Origin of the sequence: Enterobacter sp. MGH 16, from assembly GCF_000493175.1 — a bacterium.
Taxonomy (GTDB): Bacteria; Pseudomonadota; Gammaproteobacteria; order Enterobacterales; family Enterobacteriaceae; genus Enterobacter; species Enterobacter roggenkampii.
On the sequence record NZ_KI535695.1, the window covers coordinates 3,747,682 to 3,766,217 of the forward strand.

The following is an 18,536-nucleotide window of genomic DNA, read 5'->3' on the forward strand; positions in this document are numbered from 1 at the left end:
ACTCAGAGACTTGGTATTCATTTATTGTCCGAAGACATTAAGAATCCATGTCACTTTGAGTGCCCACACAGATTGTCTGATAAATTGTTAAAGAGCAGTGCAACGCGGCTTTCGCTCACCGTTGCGAGGTCCCGTATATTACGATTTCCTCATTCAGAGTCAAGTGATTATTTTCGCTTTTCTCTGTTAGCGTTCATCTCTGAACCCCGCTAACCCGGCGGCCTGTAAGCCGTTGTTCCGTGTCAGTGGAGGCGCATTATAGGGAGTTCTCAGACGTTGACAACCCCTCTTTTAAAAAAAACTTTCAACCGTCTCTTTTTTGCTCAAAACCGTGCTATAGCGCCAGTTTTTCGAGCGTTTCAAAGCCATAACGGCGTAAAACGGGTAAAAGTTGTTCAGTTTCTTTTGTTAACGCCATACAAAACGCGATATTCGCATCAGTAGATTTCGCATCCGGGGCTTCATGCTCCAGCAACCATGCCGTACGACGGGCAATAGCCGCTCCGGAATCCACCAGGCGTGTCCCCTCCGGCAGCACCTCTAATAGCTCTTCCTGGAGTAGCGGGAAGTGGGTACAGCCCAACACAACGGTATCCGGGGGTTCAGGCATCCGCAGCCACGGACGAAGAATACGACGCAGCTCGTCGAGTGATACCGCCTTGCCATGCAGCTTCGCTTCCGCCATCTCTACCAGCTCAGCCGAACCGAGCATCGCAATCTGGCATTCGTTGGCGAAACGGTCGATCAGCTCGCGGGTATAAGGACGCTTTACCGTACCTCGCGTGGCCAGCAGGCCCACAATGCCGTTCGCCGTCAGACGCGCGGCAGGCTTTATTGCCGGGACGACGCCCACAACCGGGAACTGGAATTTTTCACGCAGGGCGGGAAGAGAAACGGTGCTCGCCGTATTACACGCGATAACGGCCAGCGCAAGGGGATAGCGCTGTTGTACCGCAGTGACGATTTCCACCACGCGCTCGACAATAAAATCTTCGCTCTTTTCCCCATACGGGAAAGCGACGTTATCGAAGGCGTAGATGTAATGGAGATCCGGCAGGAGATGCCGAATCTCATCATAGACCGAAAGCCCACCGACGCCGGAATCAAACACCAGCACGGTAGGGCGCGGATTAGAAGGTGTAGCTGCCAGACAAGGTGTATTCCCGTCCTGCAGTTTGGTAGCCATAAACTGTCTCGTAATCTTTATCGAACAGGTTGGCTATTTTACCACGAACTGTAAGGTGTGAGGTGACAGGATACGAAACTGCGACATCCCACAGGCTTACACCGCCCATTTTTACTTTCTCAGACGGGTAAGTACCAAAGTCAGTGTCGTAACGCGTACCGAGATAGTGATAAGTCAGGCTCCAGTCGAAATCATAGATCTGCGTGTCGAGCTGATATTTCACCTGCTGCTTAGCACGACGATCCAGAAGTTCGTTGGTTGCGGCATTTCGGGCATCCACGTAGTCATAGCCAACAGTATGCGTCAACGGACCCGTATCAAACGATGCTGTCGCTTCCACACCTTTAATGCGCGCTTTACCGACGTTGTAATATTGCTGAAGGTTATTATCGAAGTCGATGAGATTATCAACGTCATTACGGTAGCCGGATACGCGCCAGCTCACGCCCGCCGTCAGGCCTTCAAACGCACCTTCCCACTGCTTGCTCTCTTCTGGATCAAGATGGTCATTGCCATAGAAACCGTAGAGTTGACCCAGATTCGGTGCCTTATAGGCCGTACCATAAGAAGCAACGAAACGGTAACCCTCCACGAACTCCCAGGCCGCACTGCTTTGCCAGGTGCCATGACGACCGAACTGAGAGTTGTCATCGCTGCGAACCGCCCCTTCCAGGGTGAAGTCACCAAACTGCTGCAGCCCGGTCAGGTAGACGCCGGTGTTACGCAGGTCGTAGCCGTTGGTCACGTAGTTTGTACCCGGCTCGGTGCTCTGCTTCTGCCAGTCAACGCCCGCGCCAATGTTCCCATGGCCAACATCAACGGAGTTAAGCCACTGGACGTTGTACTGTTTGATTTCATCCAGCGTGGCTGTCGAATCGTAGCGGCCTAAATTTGGGTCGTAGTTATAGTCCTTGCTGTGGCTATAGCTGGTGAGCAGCTGCGAATGGAAGATGTCATCGTTGAAGCGCAATCCTGCATCCCAGGTCTGGCTATAGAGCTGGCGGGTATCGACCAGTACGTCAGGGGTAAAGGAGCTGTAGTAGCCGTCGTAGGCCGTACGGTTGCTGTAGCCAAAGCCGCGCACAAAACCGCTCCACTGGTCTGAGAATGCGTGATCCAGTGCGCCGTAGAGCGTTTTATTCATAAAGCCGTCGCGATCGGTCTGGGCAAGGCCACCATTGTTGCCGTCCGCAACCACATCAAACCCTTTGGTATAGGTGTAATCACCCGCAAGCGTGACGCGCGTGCTGTCGCCCAGTGTTTGCTGAGTACTGCCGCCATAATTCTGATAGCCGTGTGAGCCTACGCCAGCATTCAGCGTGGTACCGTCCTTCGCACGAGTAGTAATAATGTTTACGACACCACCAATCGCATCTGAGCCGTATACCGCCGAACGCGGTCCACGAACATATTCGATTCGCTGCACCAGGGAGATTGGGAACTGGCTGAGATCGGACGACCCCGTGACGCCCGCCTGGTTAAGGCGGATCCCATCAACAAGGATCAGGACGTGGCTGGAGTTGGTGCCACGGATAAAGAGAGAGGAGAGTTGCCCCATCCCACCACTTTGCGCCGTATCCACGCCGGGCAGGCGACGCATAACGTCCAGCACCGAGGTTGACTGCCAACGGTCAATATCGGCACGCGTCACAACCGAGGTTGCTGCCAGAATAGTTTTTTCAGGTTGTTCAAAACGATTTGCCGTCACCACCAACGAGTCTGCGCTATCCTGCGCCCAGCCCGAAAATGCCGTGACGGACAACGCCGTCAGCAGCGATACTTTTTTAATCATTGTTAAAGCATCCACAATATAAGAAGGATGCCGCAGGCCTCATCGATAGCACGCGATGATGAAACCAAATGCGACGTGATCCCGGCAGGTCTTCGGGCTAGGTGGCTATATAAGGATGAAGACTTCCCATTTTCACAGTGTCTACAACGCTCATCCCGCCAGTCTTTACCGCTGCGCGTCAGCTCCAGATTTACACTGGATTCCCTTTTCACTCTCAGGAGACCGGAAACAGAATGCTACAATTAGACACGTATGGATGTCCAGACAGCTATTGGCCATTAAATCTGGACATCCCCTGAACAATCCCTACAATCGCCGCGTAATTCTTTATCACTCAGGACGCATCATGACCCCAGAACACCTCCCGACAGAACAGTACGACGCGCAGCTGGCAGAGAAAGTTGTCCGCCTGCAAAGTATGATGACGCCTTTCAACGCGCCCGTTCCCGAGGTGTTCCGCTCTCCTGTCAGCCACTACCGCATGCGTGCCGAGTTTCGCATCTGGCACGACGGTGACGACCTGTACCACATCATTTTCGATCAGCAGACGAAGTCCCGTATCCGCGTGGACAGCTTCCCGGCAGCGAGCGAGCTTATCAATCAGCTGATGACGCTGATCGTTGAAGGCGTGCGTAACAACCCGGTGCTGCGCCACAAGCTGTTCCAGATTGACTACCTGACCACGCAAAGTAACCAGGCGATTGTCTCCCTGCTATACCACAAAGCCCTGAACGACGAGTGGCGCGAGCAGGCCGAAGCCCTGCGTGATGCGCTGCGTGCGCAGAACATCAACGTTCACCTGATTGGCCGTGCGACAAAAACCAAAATCATGCTGGATCAGGACTACGTCGACGAGCGCCTGTCGGTGGCGGGTAAAGAGATGGTCTATCGTCAGGTGGAGAACAGTTTTACCCAGCCGAACGCCGCGATGAACGTGCAGATGCTGGAGTGGGCGCTGAAGGCGACGGAAGGGTCTAAGGGCGATCTGCTTGAACTCTACTGCGGTAACGGCAACTTCTCGCTGGCACTGGCGCGTAACTTCGAGCGCGTTCTGGCAACCGAAATCGCCAAACCGTCGGTGGCCGCCGCGCAGTACAACATTGCCGCCAACCATATCGACAACGTGCAGATCATTCGTATGGCCGCAGAAGAGTTCACGCAGGCAATGAACGGCGTACGCCAGTTTAACCGTCTGGAAGGAATCGATCTGAAGAGCTACCAGTGTGAGACGATTTTTGTCGACCCGCCGCGCAGTGGCCTGGACAGCGAAACCGAGAAGATGGTGCAGGCGTACCCACGTATTTTGTACATCTCCTGTAACCCGGAGACGCTGTGCAAAAACCTGGAAACGTTAAGCCAGACGCACAAGATTGAACGTCTGGCGCTGTTCGATCAATTCCCGTATACGCACCATATGGAGTGCGGCGTTTTACTCACGGCGAAGTAATGAAGACCTTGTAGGGCAGGTAAGCGAAGCGCCACCTGCCAAAAAGCCGGATGGCGCTTCGCTTATCCGGCCTACAAAACCCTTATCTACTCCGGTAACTGGCTCTTACGGCTACGCATGCGCGAGCCAATCCAGAACACCAGCGCAACAGACAGTACCGCAGGGAAGAAGTTAGAGCCGATATCCGGATACTCCGCGCGCACCACCGTGCTGTACAGCAATACGCCCAGAATAAAGCAGGCGGCGGCCAGCCCCGGTAACCCCACCGGCATGGTGCGGTTCAGGTAGCGTTGATGCAGGCAGTACACCGTCAGCACCAGCGCAATCAGCGGGAAAATCGAAAACGGCACGATGGAGCTAAAAATAGCGGCGAACGTACCATTAATGGATAAGCCAGCGATCAATGCCAGCAACAGCGTCCCTTTATCCTGACCTGACTGTTTCATTACTCACCTTCACTCTTCGGTTTGATGTGCCAGTTTCTCTTGTTCACGGCGATACCAGTAGTACGCGCCTTTGGAGATCATCCTGAGCTGCAATACCAGTCGCTCTTCAAGCTGCTTGCGTTGTTCAATGCTGACATCCAGCGCTTCGGCACCTGCGCTGAACACAATCGTCACCATCGCCTCGGCCTGTGCTTCGGTAAACGCACGCGGCATATGGTTTTCGAGTTCAAGATAGTCGGCAAGTTCCGCGATGAAGTGCTGAATTTCACGCGCGACGGCGGCACGAAACGCCGCCGACGTGCCCGAACGCTCGCGCAGAAGCAAACGAAACGCGTTGGGGTTGTTGCCGATAAATTCCATAAAGGTCGACACGGAGGTACGGATCACGCTGCCACCTTTGGCGATACGCTGACGCGCCTGGCGCATCAGCTGGCGCAGCATCAAACCGCTCTCGTCGACCATGGTCAGGCCCAGTTCATCCACATCACGGAAGTGACGATAGAAGGACGTTGGCGCAATCCCGGCCTCGCGTGCAACCTCGCGCAGGCTCAAACTGGCAAAACTTCGCTCAGCACTCAGTTGACTGAATGCGGCTTCCACCAGCGAACGCCGGGTTTTCTCTTTTTGTTGTGCTCTTACGCCCATCACGATAGTTGAATCCTTCCAAAGGCCTGATGGCACTATACCAGAGAATAAAATTAATCTGTTTACCTGGCTTTGTGAATGATTGTTTACGTGCGGTTTGTGCTCCACTGCCGGAAAAAAGCACAACGATAATTGGGTTACTCTGGCAATGATGTTATGATTCTGTTGCTTTTATGTATAAGAACAGGTAAGCCTTACCATGCCACATTCCTACGATTACGACGCAATAGTTATTGGTTCCGGCCCCGGCGGCGAAGGCGCTGCTATGGGTCTGGTGAAACAGGGAGCCAGAGTAGCGGTCATTGAGCGCTACCATAATGTCGGCGGCGGTTGCACCCACTGGGGCACCATCCCTTCGAAAGCCCTCCGCCACGCCGTTAGCCGCATTATCGAATTTAACCAGAATCCTCTTTACAGCGACCACTCCCGACTTCTTCGTTCCTCTTTTGCCGACATCCTGAATCACGCGGATACCGTCATTAACCAGCAGACGCGCATGCGTCAGGGGTTTTATGAGCGTAACCACTGTGAAATTTTGCAGGGCAACGCGCATTTTGTGGATGAACACACCCTGGCACTCGAATGCCACGACGGGTCGGTTGAAACCATCACCGCTGAAAAATTTGTGATTGCCTGCGGTTCACGCCCGTACCATCCGGCCGACGTGGACTTCTCGCACCCGCGCGTCTACGACAGCGACTCGATTCTGAGCCTGCACCATGAACCCCGCCACGTCATTATCTATGGCGCAGGGGTCATTGGTTGCGAATATGCGTCGATCTTCCGCGGAATGGACGTTAAAGTTGACCTGATCAATACTCGCGACCGCCTGCTGGCCTTCCTCGATCAGGAGATGTCGGACTCCCTCTCCTACCACTTCTGGAACAGCGGCGTGGTGATTCGCCACAACGAAGAGTACGAGAAGATCGAAGGCTGCGACGACGGGGTGATCATGCACCTCAAGTCAGGCAAGAAGCTGAAAGCGGACTGCCTCCTGTACGCCAACGGCCGTACCGGCAACACCGATTCCCTGCAGCTGGAAAATATCGGGCTTGAAACCGACAGCCGCGGTCAGCTGAAGGTCAACAGCATGTATCAGACCGCCCTGCCGCACGTTTACGCGGTCGGCGACGTGATTGGCTACCCAAGCCTGGCCTCCGCCGCTTACGACCAGGGACGCATTGCGGCTCAGGCGCTGGTGAAGGGCGAAGCGACGGCGCATCTGATCGAAGATATCCCGACGGGTATCTACACCATCCCGGAAATCAGCTCAGTCGGCAAAACCGAGCAGCAGCTGACGTCAATGAAGGTGCCTTACGAGGTGGGTCGTGCGCAGTTTAAACATCTGGCGCGGGCGCAAATCGTGGGGATGAGCGTGGGTACGCTGAAAATTCTGTTCCATCGCGAGACGAAAGAGATCCTTGGGATTCACTGCTTTGGTGAACGCGCCGCGGAAATCATTCATATCGGCCAGGCGATCATGGAGCAGAAAGGTGGTGGTAACACCATTGAGTACTTCGTCAACACCACCTTTAACTACCCGACCATGGCGGAAGCCTATCGGGTAGCCGCGCTGAACGGCTTAAACCGCCTGTTTTAACGCGCTGTCAAAATGGCCATCCATCGCACCGCGGATGGCCTCTGCCAGCTGCTCATAGCGGCTGCGCAGCGGTGAACCCGGGCGATAAACCAGGCCAATCGTACGACGCGGCTCTGGCTTAATGCACGGCAAGTAGACCACGCCATCACGCTTACGCTCGTGCGGCACCGCCAGCGCAGGCAGCAGCGTAATACCGCTTCCCGCCGCGACCATATTTCGCAGGGTTTCCAGGCTGGTTGCGCGGAAGTGGGTATCTTCATCAGCACCCGCTTCGAAACAGAAGCCCATCGCCTGGTCGCGCAGGCAGTGGCCATCTTCCAGCATCAGCAGCTTTTCACCCGCCAGATCGGCCATCGGCACGCGATCGCGGTTCGCCCACGGGTGATCTTCATAGATCGCCAGCATCATCGGCTCATCGAACAACGGCACTTCAATAAAGGCCTCACTCTCTTTTACCAGTGCCAGAATGGCGCAGTCGAGCTTGCCGCTGTCCAACTGCGCCAGCAGCTGATGCGTCTGCGCTTCGTGCAGGTACATTTCGAGTTTCGGGAACGTCTGGTGCAGCATCGGAATGATGTGCGGTAGCAGGTACGGGCCAACGGTTGGGATCAGGCCAATATGCAGCGGGCCGGACATCGCCTCCCCCTGCTGGCTTGCCATTTCCTTGAGCACTTTGACCTCGCGCAGCACGGTGCGCGCCTGATCCACCAGCAGAAGACCTGCCTGTGTGAACAGAACCTTACGACTGGTGCGCTCCAGCAGCATCACGCCCAGCTCGTCTTCAAGCTTGCGGATCTGGCCGCTCAGCGTGGGCTGGCTGACGTGGCATGAATCTGCCGCGCGGCGAAAGTGACGATGCTCGGCTAACGCTACCAGGTATTCAAGATCACGAATATTCATTATTCATCCTCCGTCGCCACGATAGTTCATGGCGATAGATAGCATAGCAACGAACGATTATCCCTATCAAGCATTCTGTTGAATAATACACCACATAGACGAGGCGGCACGTGTTTGACCCTTGACGTCCCCGCACCGTCAGCGAGTTTCTCTCAAAACTCGAACAACTAAAGCCAACGTGAACTTTTGCGGACCCCGTGGTCCGCTTTTTTTTGCGTAAAAAAGCCCAACTCAGGGTTGGGCTGGGGTTTGTCGGGTAAGACGAAGCCGCCACCCGACGTTTCAGGCATCAAATCAGGCGGTTTTTCGCCTCCGCAATGGCCTGCGCCACCTGCTTAGGCGACACGCCGCCTTTCGCCGCACGCTTATCCAGGCAGGACTGCAGCGCCAGAATCGGATACACATCATCCCCGATAACCGCGCTGAATTTTTGCAGATCGGCCAGCGCCAGATCTTCCAGCGGTTTACCCTGACGAATGGCTTCCACTACCGCTTCACCGACAATATGGTGCGCTTCACGGAACGGCACGCCCTTCGCCACCAGGTAATCCGCCAGCTCGGTCGCGTTCGCATAGCCCTGCTGCGCCGCTTCCTGACAGCGCGGACGCTTCACCTGAATGCCGTCCAGCACCAGCGCGCCCATATGCAGACAGTCGAGCCAGGTGTCGAGCGCGTCGAACAGCCCTTCTTTGTCTTCCTGCATATCTTTGTTGTACGCCAGCGGCAGCCCTTTCAGGGTCATCATCATGCCGGTCAGCGCGCCCTGCACGCGGCCACATTTCCCGCGGATCAGCTCCAGCGCGTCCGGGTTTTTCTTCTGCGGCATCAGGGATGAGCCTGACGTCACGCGGTCGGACAGCTCAACGAAGCCCGCTTCGCCGGAGTTAAAGAAGATCAGATCTTCAGCAAAGCGCGACAGGTGCACCATGCCGATAGACGCATTGGAGAGCAGCTCCAGCACGTGGTCACGGTCAGAGACGCTGTCCAGGCTGTTACGGGTGGCGGAGGCAAAGCCCAGCCAGCCTGCCAGCTGTTCACGGTCGATTTCGTAAGCGGTACCCGCCAGCGCGCCGCTGCCCAGCGGGCTGACGTCCAGACGCTTCAGGGTATCCTGCAGACGGCTTTCGTCACGCGCCAGCATCTCAACGTAGGCCAGACACCAGTGCGCAAAGGTCACCGGCTGCGCGCGCTGCAGGTGGGTATAACCCGGCATCACCGCGTCCTGATTGTTCTGTGCGGTCTCCACCAGCGCGGTCTGCAGCTGACGGTTAGCCGCCAGCAGCTCCGCGACGGTATCTTTACACCACAGCTTCAGGTCGGTGGCGACCTGGTCGTTACGGCTACGCCCGGTGTGCAGCTTTTTACCCAACTGGCCGACCTTGTCGATCAGTTTGCCTTCCACCCAGCTGTGAATATCTTCAGCATCGCTCTGCAGAATTTGCTGCGGATCCAGACGCACTTCTTCCAGCAGGTTGTTCAGCGCCTCTTCCAGCTGCTGCTGTTCGTCTGCGGTCAGTACGCCAACGGTCACCAGCGCTTTGGACCAGGCCACAGAGCCGACAATATCCTGTTCGGCCAGGCGGTAGTCGAAGCACAAAGAGTCGTTGAACTGTTTGAACCGCTGATCCGCTGCCTGTGTAAAACGCCCACCCCAAAGTGCCATAACGAATTTCCTTAATGATGATATTTTTGCCCGGTGGCGCTGCGCTTACCGGGCCTACAAAATTCACGTAGGCCGGATAAGCGAAGCGCCATCCGGCACAGAATCTTAAGCCAGAATACGCGTGCCAATCGGCGTGCCGTTAAACAGCGCCGGCAATTGCTCCGCGTGACGCCAGGAGGCGATATCTACCGGACGGCCCAGCGTGCGCGCCGCATCCAGCGCGGCGTTCACTTTGACGATCATGCCGTCGGTGATAATGCCCTGCGCAATCAGCTGCTCGGCTTTTGCCGCAGTCATTTCTGCAATGCGCTGGCCTTTTCCGTCCAGAATGCCGCTCACGTCGGAAAGCAGGATCAGGTCCGCGCCCAGCGTTGCCGCCAGTGCAGTTGCCGCCTGGTCAGCGTTAACGTTCATCAGCTCGCCCTCTTCGGTCACGCCGATAGAGCTCACCACCGGCAGGAAACCGCCTTCCAGCAGCGTGTTAATCAGCTTAGGCGAACCCGGCTGCGCCAGTCCAACGTGACCGAGCGCTTCGTCGAGCTGGGTCACTTTTACGCTGTCGCCATCGCCCAGATAGAGGCCAACGGAGGCAATGTGGTGTTTCTTCGCCCAGGACAGCAGGGTTTTGTTCGCCGTACCCGCCAGCGCACCGGTGATAATGTCAATCTGATCCGCAGGCGTCACGCGCAGGCCGTTCTTCTTGATCACCGGCAGGTTGAGCCCTTTCATCAGTTCATCCACCACGCAGCCGCCGCCGTGCACAATCACCAGCGGACGTTGGTGTGATTCGCGATAGTTCACCAGCGCGGTAAACAGACGCTCCAGCGCTTCTTCGCTGTCCAGCAGTACACCACCGAGTTTGATAATTAATGGGTTCATCATCACACCTTAAATAAGAGCCTGCGTTTCCGGGAAACCGAAACGAATATTTGCACACTGCATTGCCTGAGCGGCAGCGCCTTTCAGTAAGTTATCTTCTGCGGCCACCACGATGAGATGCTCACCCTGCACGGCAAAGCCGATGTCGCAGAACGGCAGGCCGACCACATTTTTCAGCGCCGGCACGCCTTTGTCGTACAGGCGCACCAGCGGTTTGTCCGCATACGCCTGCGTGAAGACCTCATTCACCTGCTCTTTGGTCACGCCCGGCTTCAGGCGGCAGGTAATGGTTTCGAGGATCCCACGCGGGAAGCTGCCCAGGTGCGGAGTGAAAATGACGTCCGCGCCCAGATGCGTCGTGATTTCAGGATGATGACGGTGGTTAAACACGCCATACGGCTGAAGGCTCACTTCGCAGAAGCTGTTGGAAATCGCCGCCTTGCGTCCTGCACCGCTCACGCCGCTGGTGGCGTTGATCACCGGCCACTGGTTCAGATCCAGCAGACCCGCGTCGATCAGCGGCTTCAGGGAAAGCTGCGCCGCCGTCGGGTAGCAGCCCGGAACGGCAATCAGGTCCGCTTCTTTCAGTTTATCTGCGCTCCACTCCGCCAGGCCGTACACCGCTTTTTCAAGCAGATCCGGATGCTGATGGGTGAAACCGTAATATTTTTCGTAGAACGCGCCGTCGTTAACGCGGAACGCGCCGGAGAGGTCGAAGACCACGCAGCCAGCCGCCAGGAACTGCGGCGCCAGGTCGTGGCTGACCTCGTGCGCGGTGGCTAAAAACACCACGTCGACGCCGTCGATAAACTCGCTGATGTCAGACATGGGCTGCAAAGGCAGATCGACCAGCCCCTTAAGCTGCGGATGCAAATCGGAAATTAACTTTCCTGCATCATTGCTTTGCGCTGACACGGTCAAAGCGGTTATGGTCATATGTGGATGGCGATTCACGTAGCTTACAAGCTCTGCGCCCGCATAACCGCTAGCGCCTACAATCAGCGTATTCAACATCGGGTTCCTTTATGCTCAACGTTAATGTATTTTTATTCACATTTATTGCATGAATATTGATACTATCACGACCTAAGGTGTGTCAACAATGAAAATGAACTTACCGCCATTTATCGAGATCTACCGCGCCCTGATTGCCACACCGTCCATCAGCGCAACGGAAGAAGCGCTGGATCAGAGCAATGAGTCTTTAATCAATCTGCTGGCGGGTTGGTTTAGCGATCTTGGGTTTAACGTTGAGGTTCAGCCCGTCCCCGGCACTCGCCACAAATTTAACCTGCTCGCCAGTACCGGAACCGGTGCGGGCGGCCTGCTGCTGGCCGGTCACACCGACACCGTGCCGTTTGACGATGGCCGCTGGACGCGCGATCCGTTCACCCTGACCGAGCACGACAACAAGCTCTACGGTCTGGGCACCGCAGACATGAAAGGCTTCTTCGCCTTTATCCTCGACGCGCTGCGTGACGTGGACGTGACGAAGCTGAAAAAACCGCTCTACATTCTGGCGACCGCTGATGAAGAAACCAGCATGGCGGGCGCGCGCTACTTCTCAGAAAACACGTCGATTCGTCCGGATTGCGCGATCATCGGCGAGCCGACGTCTCTGCAACCGATTCGCGCGCATAAAGGCCATATTTCTACCGCCGTGCGCGTGCTCGGCCAGTCTGGCCACTCCAGCGATCCGGCGCGCGGCGTCAACGCCATTGAGCTGATGCATGACGCCATCGGCCGCATCATGACCCTGCGCGACGATCTGAAAGAGCGTTACCACTATGAGGCGTTCACCGTGCCGTATCCAACGCTCAATCTCGGCAGCCTGCACGGCGGTGATGCCTCGAACCGTATCTGCGCCTGCTGCGAGCTGCACATGGACATCCGACCGCTGCCGGGCATGACCCTGAGCGATCTGGATGGTTTACTGAACGAAGCGCTGGCCCCGGTGAGTGAGCGCTGGCCGGGCCGCCTGACGGTCTCGGAACTGCACCCGCCGATCCCGGGTTACGAATGCCCGCCGGACCATCAGCTGGTCGAAGTGGTGGAAAAGCTGCTCGGTGAAAAAACTGACGTGGTGAATTACTGCACCGAAGCGCCGTTTATTCAGACGCTATGCCCGACGCTGGTTCTTGGCCCTGGCTCCATCAACCAGGCGCACCAGCCGGATGAATATCTTGAAACCCGCTTTATCAAGCCCACCCGCGAACTGATTACCCAGGTTGTACATCATTTCTGCTGGCATTAATGACCTTTCCCCTCTCGGAAGAGAGGGGAAAATCCCGCGATCTCCGTCACATTTCCATAAGCATCTCTTATCTGACGCAATGCGAATTAAATTTCGTAAATTGCCCACATTTATTCGTTTGCTGAACCGTTTTCGCAGCAATTGACGACGGGGGTTTTACGTGGCTTTATAAAGGGAGATGACAAAATAATGTCCAGAAGATTTTCGCCTGGGCATAAACAAAAATGATGGGGTGACTGGGTTTTTATGAACGAACAATATTCCGCGTTGCGTAGTAATGTCAGTATGCTCGGCAAAGTGCTTGGAGATACCATCAAAGATGCGTTGGGGGAGAACATCCTCGACCGCGTTGAAACCATCCGCAAGCTGTCTAAATCCTCCCGTGCCGGTAACGAGGCCAGTCGTCAGGAGCTGCTCACCACCTTGCAGAACCTCTCGAACGACGAGCTGCTGCCCGTTGCACGCGCATTCAGCCAGTTCCTGAACCTGGCCAACACCGCTGAGCAATACCACAGCATTTCGCCAAACGGCGAAGCGGCCAGCAACCCGGAAGTCATTGCCCGCACCCTTCGTAAACTGAAAGACCAGCCAGACCTCAACGAAGCCACTATCAAAAAAGCAGTGGAGTCACTTTCGCTGGAGCTGGTACTGACCGCTCACCCAACCGAGATCACCCGTCGCACCCTGATCCACAAAATGGTGGAAGTGAACAACTGCCTGAAGCAGCTGGATAACAAAGACATTGCCGACTATGAACGCAACCAGCTGATGCGCCGCCTGCGCCAGCTGATTGCTCAGTCCTGGCACACCGATGAAATTCGTAAGCATCGCCCAAGCCCGGTCGACGAAGCTAAATGGGGCTTTGCGGTGGTGGAAAACAGCCTGTGGGAAGGGGTACCGAACTACCTGCGCGAGCTGAACGAACAGCTGGAAGCGAACCTGGGCTACCGTCTGCCGGTCGACTTTGTGCCGGTCCGCTTTACCTCCTGGATGGGCGGCGACCGCGACGGCAACCCGAACGTCACCGCAGAAATCACCCGTCACGTCCTGCTGCTGAGCCGCTGGAAAGCGACCGATCTGTTCCTGAAAGACATTCAGGTACTGATCTCCGAGCTGTCGATGGTAGAAGCGACGCCGGAACTGCGCGCGCTGGCCGGTGAAGAAGGCGCCAGCGAGCCGTACCGTTTCCTGATGAAAAAACTGCGTGGTCAGCTGATGGCTACTCAGGCCTGGCTGGAAGCGCGCCTGAAAGGCCAGCGTCTGCCAAAACCAGAAGGGCTGCTGAGCCAGAACGAACAGCTTTGGGAGCCGCTGTACGCCTGTTATAAATCGCTGCAGGCCTGCGGGATGGGCATCATTGCCAACGGCGAACTGCTCGACACCCTGCGTCGCGTGAAGTGTTTCGGCGTGCCGCTGGTACGTATCGACGTGCGTCAGGAAAGTACCCGTCATACCGAAGCGCTGGGCGAGCTGACCCGCTATCTCGGCATCGGCGACTATGAAAGCTGGTCCGAAGCCGACAAACAGGCGTTCCTGATCCGCGAGCTGAACTCCAAGCGCCCTCTGCTGCCGCGCAACTGGGAGCCAAGCAACGATACCCGCGAAGTGCTCAACACCTGTAAAGCGATCGTGGACGCACCGAAAGGATCGGTCGCCGCCTATGTGATCTCCATGGCGAAAACTCCATCCGACGTGCTGGGCGTTCACCTCCTGCTGAAAGAAGCGGGCATCGACTACGCCCTGCCTGTCGCCCCGCTGTTTGAGACCCTCGATGACCTGAACAACGCCAACGACGTGATGAGCCAACTGCTGAACATCGACTGGTATCGCGGCTTTATTCAGGGCAAACAGATGGTGATGATCGGCTATTCCGACTCCGCAAAAGATGCGGGCGTAATGGCGGCATCCTGGGCGCAGTATCAGGCGCAGGACGCACTGATCAAAACCTGCGAGAAAGCCGGTATCGAGCTGACCCTGTTCCACGGACGCGGTGGCTCAATTGGCCGTGGTGGCGCGCCAGCACACGCGGCACTGCTGTCACAGCCGCCGGGAAGCCTGAAAGGCGGCCTGCGCGTGACCGAGCAGGGCGAGATGATCCGCTTCAAGTACGGCCTGCCGGAAGTGACCATCAGCAGCCTGTCGCTTTATACCAGCGCGATCCTCGAAGCCAACCTGCTGCCGCCGCCGGAGCCAAAAGAATCCTGGTGCCGCATCATGGACGAGCTGTCAGACATCTCCTGCGATCTGTACCGCGGCTATGTGCGTGAAAACAAAGATTTCGTGCCTTACTTCCGTTCAGCCACGCCTGAGCAGGAGCTGGGTAAACTGCCGCTGGGCTCACGTCCTGCCAAGCGTCGTCCGACCGGTGGCGTAGAATCTCTGCGCGCCATTCCGTGGATCTTCGCCTGGACGCAGAACCGCTTAATGCTGCCCGCCTGGCTGGGTGCCGGTGCCGCGCTGCAAAAAGTGGTGGAAGACGGTAAACAGAGCGAACTGGAAACCATGTGCCGCGACTGGCCGTTCTTCTCTACCCGTCTGGGAATGCTGGAGATGGTCTTCTCGAAAGCCGACCTGTGGCTGGCGGAATACTACGATCAGCGCCTGGTGAAGCCAGAGCTGTGGGCGCTGGGCAAAGAGCTGCGCGAACTCCTGGAAGGCGACATCAAAGTGGTGCTGGACATCGCTAACGACTCACACCTGATGGCGGACCTGCCGTGGATCGCCGAGTCTATCCAGCTGCGTAACATCTACACCGACCCGCTGAACGTCCTGCAGGCAGAGCTGCTGCACCGTTCGCGTCTGGCAGAAGAAGAAGGGAAAGAGCCGGATCCACGCGTTGAACAGGCGCTGATGGTGACGATTGCGGGCGTTGCGGCGGGTATGCGTAACACCGGCTAATGCTTTACGCCCGGCGGCGCTGCGCTTGCACGGGCCTACGATAAGTAGGCCGGGTAAGCGTTAGCGCCACCCGGCAAATTTCGGTAGTCTCCTTATGCATTCCGATATCACCCAGATTTTGACAGACCTGGTGAACCGCACGTTACCGCTGGGTCAGATTCATTTCTCAGCGCTGGCTGAACAGCATCCCCGAACCTCTCCCTGCCTCGGCATTACCCTTGACACACCCTGCGAGGCGATTTTTTCTTTTTTTGGACAAATTACGCATCCTGCGCCTCACGCCCTGAGCATACATTTCGGTAAGCAGCAGCTTACAATCGAGTTACAGCATGACAATGTGCTCTTACAACAACTCCAGGTTGCCCGACGTGGTCCGCGAACGGGGGCTTTTCTTCTGCAAACGCTCACCGAATTACAGATGCAGCCAGAAGAGCAGGACACAGCAAGGCTGGTGGTTTTAAGCCTGCTCAGCCACTGCCGGGATCTGCTTGGAAGCGAAATTCACACCGACAGCCGCAGCCGGGCACTGTTCGAAGCCGTTCGGAGCTATATCGAAGAAAATTATGCCTCTTTGTTAACTCGCGAATCCGTGGCACAGGCGTTCTACATCTCACCAAACTACCTTTCCCATCTATTCCAGAAAGTCGGCAGCGTCGGATTCAATGAATATTTAACAAAAACGCGCCTGGAACATGCGCGTCAGCTGCTGAAAGGCTACGATCTCAAAATTAAAGATATCGCCACATGCTGTGGATTTACGGACAGCAACTACTTTTGCCGTCTCTTTCGCAAGCACACCGAACGTTCCCCTTCCGAATATCGACGCCAGTACCACAGCCAGCTGATCGCCAAAAAGTAGCATTGTGATCGCTCTCTCACTTCGCCAAGGACATTACATTTGTCCAGTATTTGGCAAAATTGACCTGTATTCGCCGCGCCTGGGTGCGCCGTATCCTTTATTCAACCTTTCTGACTTAAGGAAAAATAATGGAACTGTACCTGGATACCGCCAACGTGGCGGAAGTTGAACGCCTGGCGCGCATTTTTCCCATAGCGGGCGTCACCACCAACCCGAGCATCATTGCCGCCAGCCGTGAATCCATCTGGGACGTGCTGCCGCGCCTGCAACAAGCCATCGGGCCGGAAGGCACGCTGTTTGCTCAAACCATGAGCCGCGATGCCGAAGGCATGGTGGCGGAAGCCAAACGTCTGAGTAACGCTATTCCGGGCATTGTGGTGAAAATCCCGGTGACGGCTCAGGGACTTATCGCAATTAAAGCCTTGAAAAAAGAGGGGATAACCACGCTGGGCACCGCCGTTTACAGCGCGGCGCAGGGCTTGCTCGCCGCACTCGCAGGGGCGAAATATGTCGCGCCGTACGTCAACCGCGTCGACGCGCAGGGCGGTGACGGCATTCGCATGGTTCAGGAACTGCAGTCCCTGCTGGAGCTGCACGCGCCGGACAGTAAAGTGCTGGCCGCCAGCTTCAAAACGCCGCGTCAGGCGCTCGACTGCCTGTTGGCAGGATGTGAAGCAATCACGCTTCCCTTAGACGTAGCGCAACACATGCTCGGTACGCCGGCGGTAGAGTCAGCCATAGAGAAGTTCGAGCAGGACTGGAAAAACGCGTTTGGTAACCTCAACCTCTAAGGGAGAACTGTTATGGACCGTATCATTCAATCGCCGGGGAAATATATCCAGGGCGCGGATGTGCTGACCCGTCTCGGCGACTATCTGAAACCCCTGGCAAACCGCTGGCTGGTCGTCGGCGATAAGTTTGTGCTGGGTTTTGCCGAAGAGACCCTGCGCCAGAGTTTTAAAAAAGCCGAACTGCATGCCGAAATTGCGCCGTTTGGCGGCGAATGTTCGCAAAATGAAATCGATCGTCTGAAAAAGCTGGCCGACAGCGCCGACTGCCTGGCAGTACTGGGTATTGGTGGCGGTAAAACGCTTGATACCGCGAAAGCGCTGGCTCACTTTATGGACGTGCCGGTCGCCATTGCGCCGACTATCGCGTCCACCGACGCGCCGTGCAGCGCCCTTTCCGTTATTTACACCGACAGCGGCGAGTTCGATCGCTACCTGATGCTGCCGCACAACCCGAACATGGTCATTGTGGATACGAAAGTAGTAGCAGGTGCGCCTGCACGTCTGCTGGCCGCCGGGATTGGCGACGCGCTGGCGACCTGGTTTGAAGCACGCGCCTGCTCGCGCAGCGGCGCGACCACTATGGCCGGGGGTAAATGCACACAGGCGGCATTAGCGCTCGCCGAGCTGTGCTACAACACGCTGGTTGAAGAGGGTGAAAAAGCGATGCTGGCGGCGGAACAGCATGTGGTGACGCCTGCGCTGGAACGCATTATCGAAGCCAACACCTATCTCAGCGGCGTCGGCTTTGAAAGCGGCGGGCTGGCGGCGGCACACGCTATTCATAACGGCATGACGGCGGTGCCGGACGCGCATCACTTCTATCATGGGGAGAAAGTGGCGTTTGGTACGCTGACGCAGCTGGTGCTGGAAAACGCGCCGGTAGAAGAAATTGAGACCGTCGCGGCGCTTTGCCACAGCGTAGGGCTGCCGATCACCCTGGCACAGCTGAACATCAAAGAGGATATTCCGGCCAAAATGCGTCTGATTGCCGAAGCCTCATGTGCGGAAGGAGAAACGATCCACAACATGCCGGGGGGCGTCACGCCGGATCAGGTGTATGCGGCGCTGCTGGTGGCAGACCAGTATGGACAGCGATTCCTGCAGGAGTGGGAGTAATAAAAAAGCCGGGTGGCGCTGCGCTTACCCGGCCTACATGGCACTTTAATTTCCAGGCCG

General features: G+C 56.5%; 15 protein-coding genes and 1 riboswitch. Of the genes, 7 read left to right on the forward strand and 8 right to left on the reverse strand.

The window, feature by feature from the left end:
• Positions 1-334: 334 nt before the first annotated feature.
• Complete coding sequence (gene murI, locus L362_RS05270) at positions 335-1,186, reverse strand: glutamate racemase (RefSeq protein WP_023293583.1); 852 nt, start codon at positions 1,184-1,186, stop codon at positions 335-337.
• A complete protein-coding gene (btuB, locus tag L362_RS05265; protein ID WP_023326300.1) occupies positions 1,131-2,978 on the reverse strand; it encodes a TonB-dependent vitamin B12 receptor BtuB in 1,848 nt (615 codons plus the stop codon). The genes murI and btuB overlap by 56 nt, the downstream gene beginning before the upstream one ends.
• 65 nt (positions 2,979-3,043) lie before the next feature.
• Positions 3,044-3,220, reverse strand: a riboswitch (cobalamin riboswitch).
• Between the two features lie 104 nt (positions 3,221-3,324).
• Here btuB and trmA point away from each other — a divergent pair.
• Complete coding sequence (gene trmA / locus L362_RS05260) at positions 3,325-4,425, forward strand: tRNA (uridine(54)-C5)-methyltransferase TrmA (RefSeq protein WP_023345103.1); 1,101 nt, start codon at positions 3,325-3,327, stop codon at positions 4,423-4,425.
• 86 nt (positions 4,426-4,511) lie between these two features.
• Here trmA and L362_RS05255 read toward each other — a convergent pair whose 3' ends face one another.
• Positions 4,512-4,871 carry a YijD family membrane protein gene (locus L362_RS05255; RefSeq protein ID WP_008501783.1) on the reverse strand — a complete coding sequence of 120 codons (360 nt, stop codon included), beginning with the start codon at positions 4,869-4,871 and terminating at the stop codon, positions 4,512-4,514.
• 9 nt (positions 4,872-4,880) lie between these two features.
• Positions 4,881-5,519 carry an HTH-type transcriptional repressor FabR gene (fabR, locus tag L362_RS05250; RefSeq protein ID WP_008501784.1) on the reverse strand — a complete coding sequence of 213 codons (639 nt, stop codon included), beginning with the start codon at positions 5,517-5,519 and terminating at the stop codon, positions 4,881-4,883.
• Positions 5,520-5,715: 196 nt separating this feature from the next.
• Between fabR and sthA the strand changes: the two genes are divergently transcribed.
• Positions 5,716-7,116 (forward strand): Si-specific NAD(P)(+) transhydrogenase, encoded by a 1,401-nt coding sequence (gene sthA / locus L362_RS05245; protein ID WP_008501785.1) that lies wholly within the window; start codon positions 5,716-5,718, stop codon positions 7,114-7,116.
• On the opposite strand, the gene oxyR is transcribed toward sthA, so the two are convergent.
• The 4 genes from oxyR to argC all read right to left on the reverse strand — a co-directional run bounded on the left by oxyR (position 7,099) and on the right by argC (position 11,572).
• Entirely contained in the window at positions 7,099-8,016 is a 918-nt protein-coding gene (gene oxyR / locus L362_RS05240) for a DNA-binding transcriptional regulator OxyR (RefSeq protein ID WP_008501786.1), read from the reverse strand. The genes sthA and oxyR overlap by 18 nt on opposite strands.
• Before the next feature lie 289 nt (positions 8,017-8,305).
• On the reverse strand, positions 8,306-9,679 hold the full coding sequence (argH, locus tag L362_RS05235; protein ID WP_023345104.1) for an argininosuccinate lyase: 1,374 nt from the start codon (positions 9,677-9,679) through the stop codon (positions 8,306-8,308).
• Positions 9,680-9,784: 105 nt separating this feature from the next.
• Complete coding sequence (argB, locus tag L362_RS05230) at positions 9,785-10,561, reverse strand: acetylglutamate kinase (protein WP_086538377.1); 777 nt, start codon at positions 10,559-10,561, stop codon at positions 9,785-9,787.
• Positions 10,562-10,567: 6 nt separating this feature from the next.
• Positions 10,568-11,572, reverse strand: coding sequence for an N-acetyl-gamma-glutamyl-phosphate reductase (gene argC / locus L362_RS05225; RefSeq protein WP_023345105.1), 1,005 nt, complete (start codon positions 11,570-11,572; stop codon positions 10,568-10,570).
• A gap of 88 nt (positions 11,573-11,660) precedes the next feature.
• Here argC and argE point away from each other — a divergent pair, with 88 nt between their 5' ends.
• The 5 genes from argE (at position 11,661) to L362_RS05200 (ending at position 18,476) form a co-directional block, all read left to right on the forward strand.
• Positions 11,661-12,812 (forward strand): acetylornithine deacetylase, encoded by a 1,152-nt coding sequence (argE, locus tag L362_RS05220; protein WP_008501790.1) that lies wholly within the window; start codon positions 11,661-11,663, stop codon positions 12,810-12,812.
• Positions 12,813-13,058: 246 nt separating this feature from the next.
• Positions 13,059-15,710 (forward strand): phosphoenolpyruvate carboxylase, encoded by a 2,652-nt coding sequence (gene ppc / locus L362_RS05215; RefSeq protein ID WP_023345106.1) that lies wholly within the window; start codon positions 13,059-13,061, stop codon positions 15,708-15,710.
• A 94-nt stretch (positions 15,711-15,804) separates the two neighbouring features.
• The gene (locus L362_RS05210) at positions 15,805-16,569 is read left to right on the forward strand and encodes a helix-turn-helix transcriptional regulator (protein WP_023293590.1); all 765 of its coding nucleotides are present in this window, start codon (positions 15,805-15,807) and stop codon (positions 16,567-16,569) included.
• A gap of 128 nt (positions 16,570-16,697) precedes the next feature.
• Positions 16,698-17,360, forward strand: a complete 663-nt coding sequence (fsa, locus tag L362_RS05205) for a fructose-6-phosphate aldolase (RefSeq protein WP_021242818.1) — start codon at positions 16,698-16,700, stop codon at positions 17,358-17,360.
• A 12-nt stretch (positions 17,361-17,372) separates the two neighbouring features.
• Entirely contained in the window at positions 17,373-18,476 is a 1,104-nt protein-coding gene (locus L362_RS05200) for a bifunctional L-1,2-propanediol dehydrogenase/glycerol dehydrogenase (RefSeq protein WP_008501794.1), read from the forward strand.
• Positions 18,477-18,536: the final 60 nt, after the last annotated feature.

Coding starts and splice junctions, on each gene's coding strand:
- trmA (WP_023345103.1), top strand. CDS start 3,325: ATGACCCCAGAACACCTCCCGACAGAACAGTACGACGCGCAGCTGGCA.
- ppc (WP_023345106.1), top strand. CDS start 13,059: ATGAACGAACAATATTCCGCGTTGCGTAGTAATGTCAGTATGCTCGGC.
- btuB (WP_023326300.1), bottom strand. CDS start 2,978: ATGATTAAAAAAGTATCGCTGCTGACGGCGTTGTCCGTCACGGCATTT.
- L362_RS05255 (WP_008501783.1), bottom strand. CDS start 4,871: ATGAAACAGTCAGGTCAGGATAAAGGGACGCTGTTGCTGGCATTGATC.
- argH (WP_023345104.1), bottom strand. CDS start 9,679: ATGGCACTTTGGGGTGGGCGTTTTACACAGGCAGCGGATCAGCGGTTC.
- sthA (WP_008501785.1), top strand. CDS start 5,716: ATGCCACATTCCTACGATTACGACGCAATAGTTATTGGTTCCGGCCCC.
- argB (WP_086538377.1), bottom strand. CDS start 10,561: ATGATGAACCCATTAATTATCAAACTCGGTGGTGTACTGCTGGACAGC.
- argE (WP_008501790.1), top strand. CDS start 11,661: ATGAAAATGAACTTACCGCCATTTATCGAGATCTACCGCGCCCTGATT.
- fsa (WP_021242818.1), top strand. CDS start 16,698: ATGGAACTGTACCTGGATACCGCCAACGTGGCGGAAGTTGAACGCCTG.
- L362_RS05210 (WP_023293590.1), top strand. CDS start 15,805: ATGCATTCCGATATCACCCAGATTTTGACAGACCTGGTGAACCGCACG.
- murI (WP_023293583.1), bottom strand. CDS start 1,186: ATGGCTACCAAACTGCAGGACGGGAATACACCTTGTCTGGCAGCTACA.
- oxyR (WP_008501786.1), bottom strand. CDS start 8,016: ATGAATATTCGTGATCTTGAATACCTGGTAGCGTTAGCCGAGCATCGT.
- argC (WP_023345105.1), bottom strand. CDS start 11,572: ATGTTGAATACGCTGATTGTAGGCGCTAGCGGTTATGCGGGCGCAGAG.
- L362_RS05200 (WP_008501794.1), top strand. CDS start 17,373: ATGGACCGTATCATTCAATCGCCGGGGAAATATATCCAGGGCGCGGAT.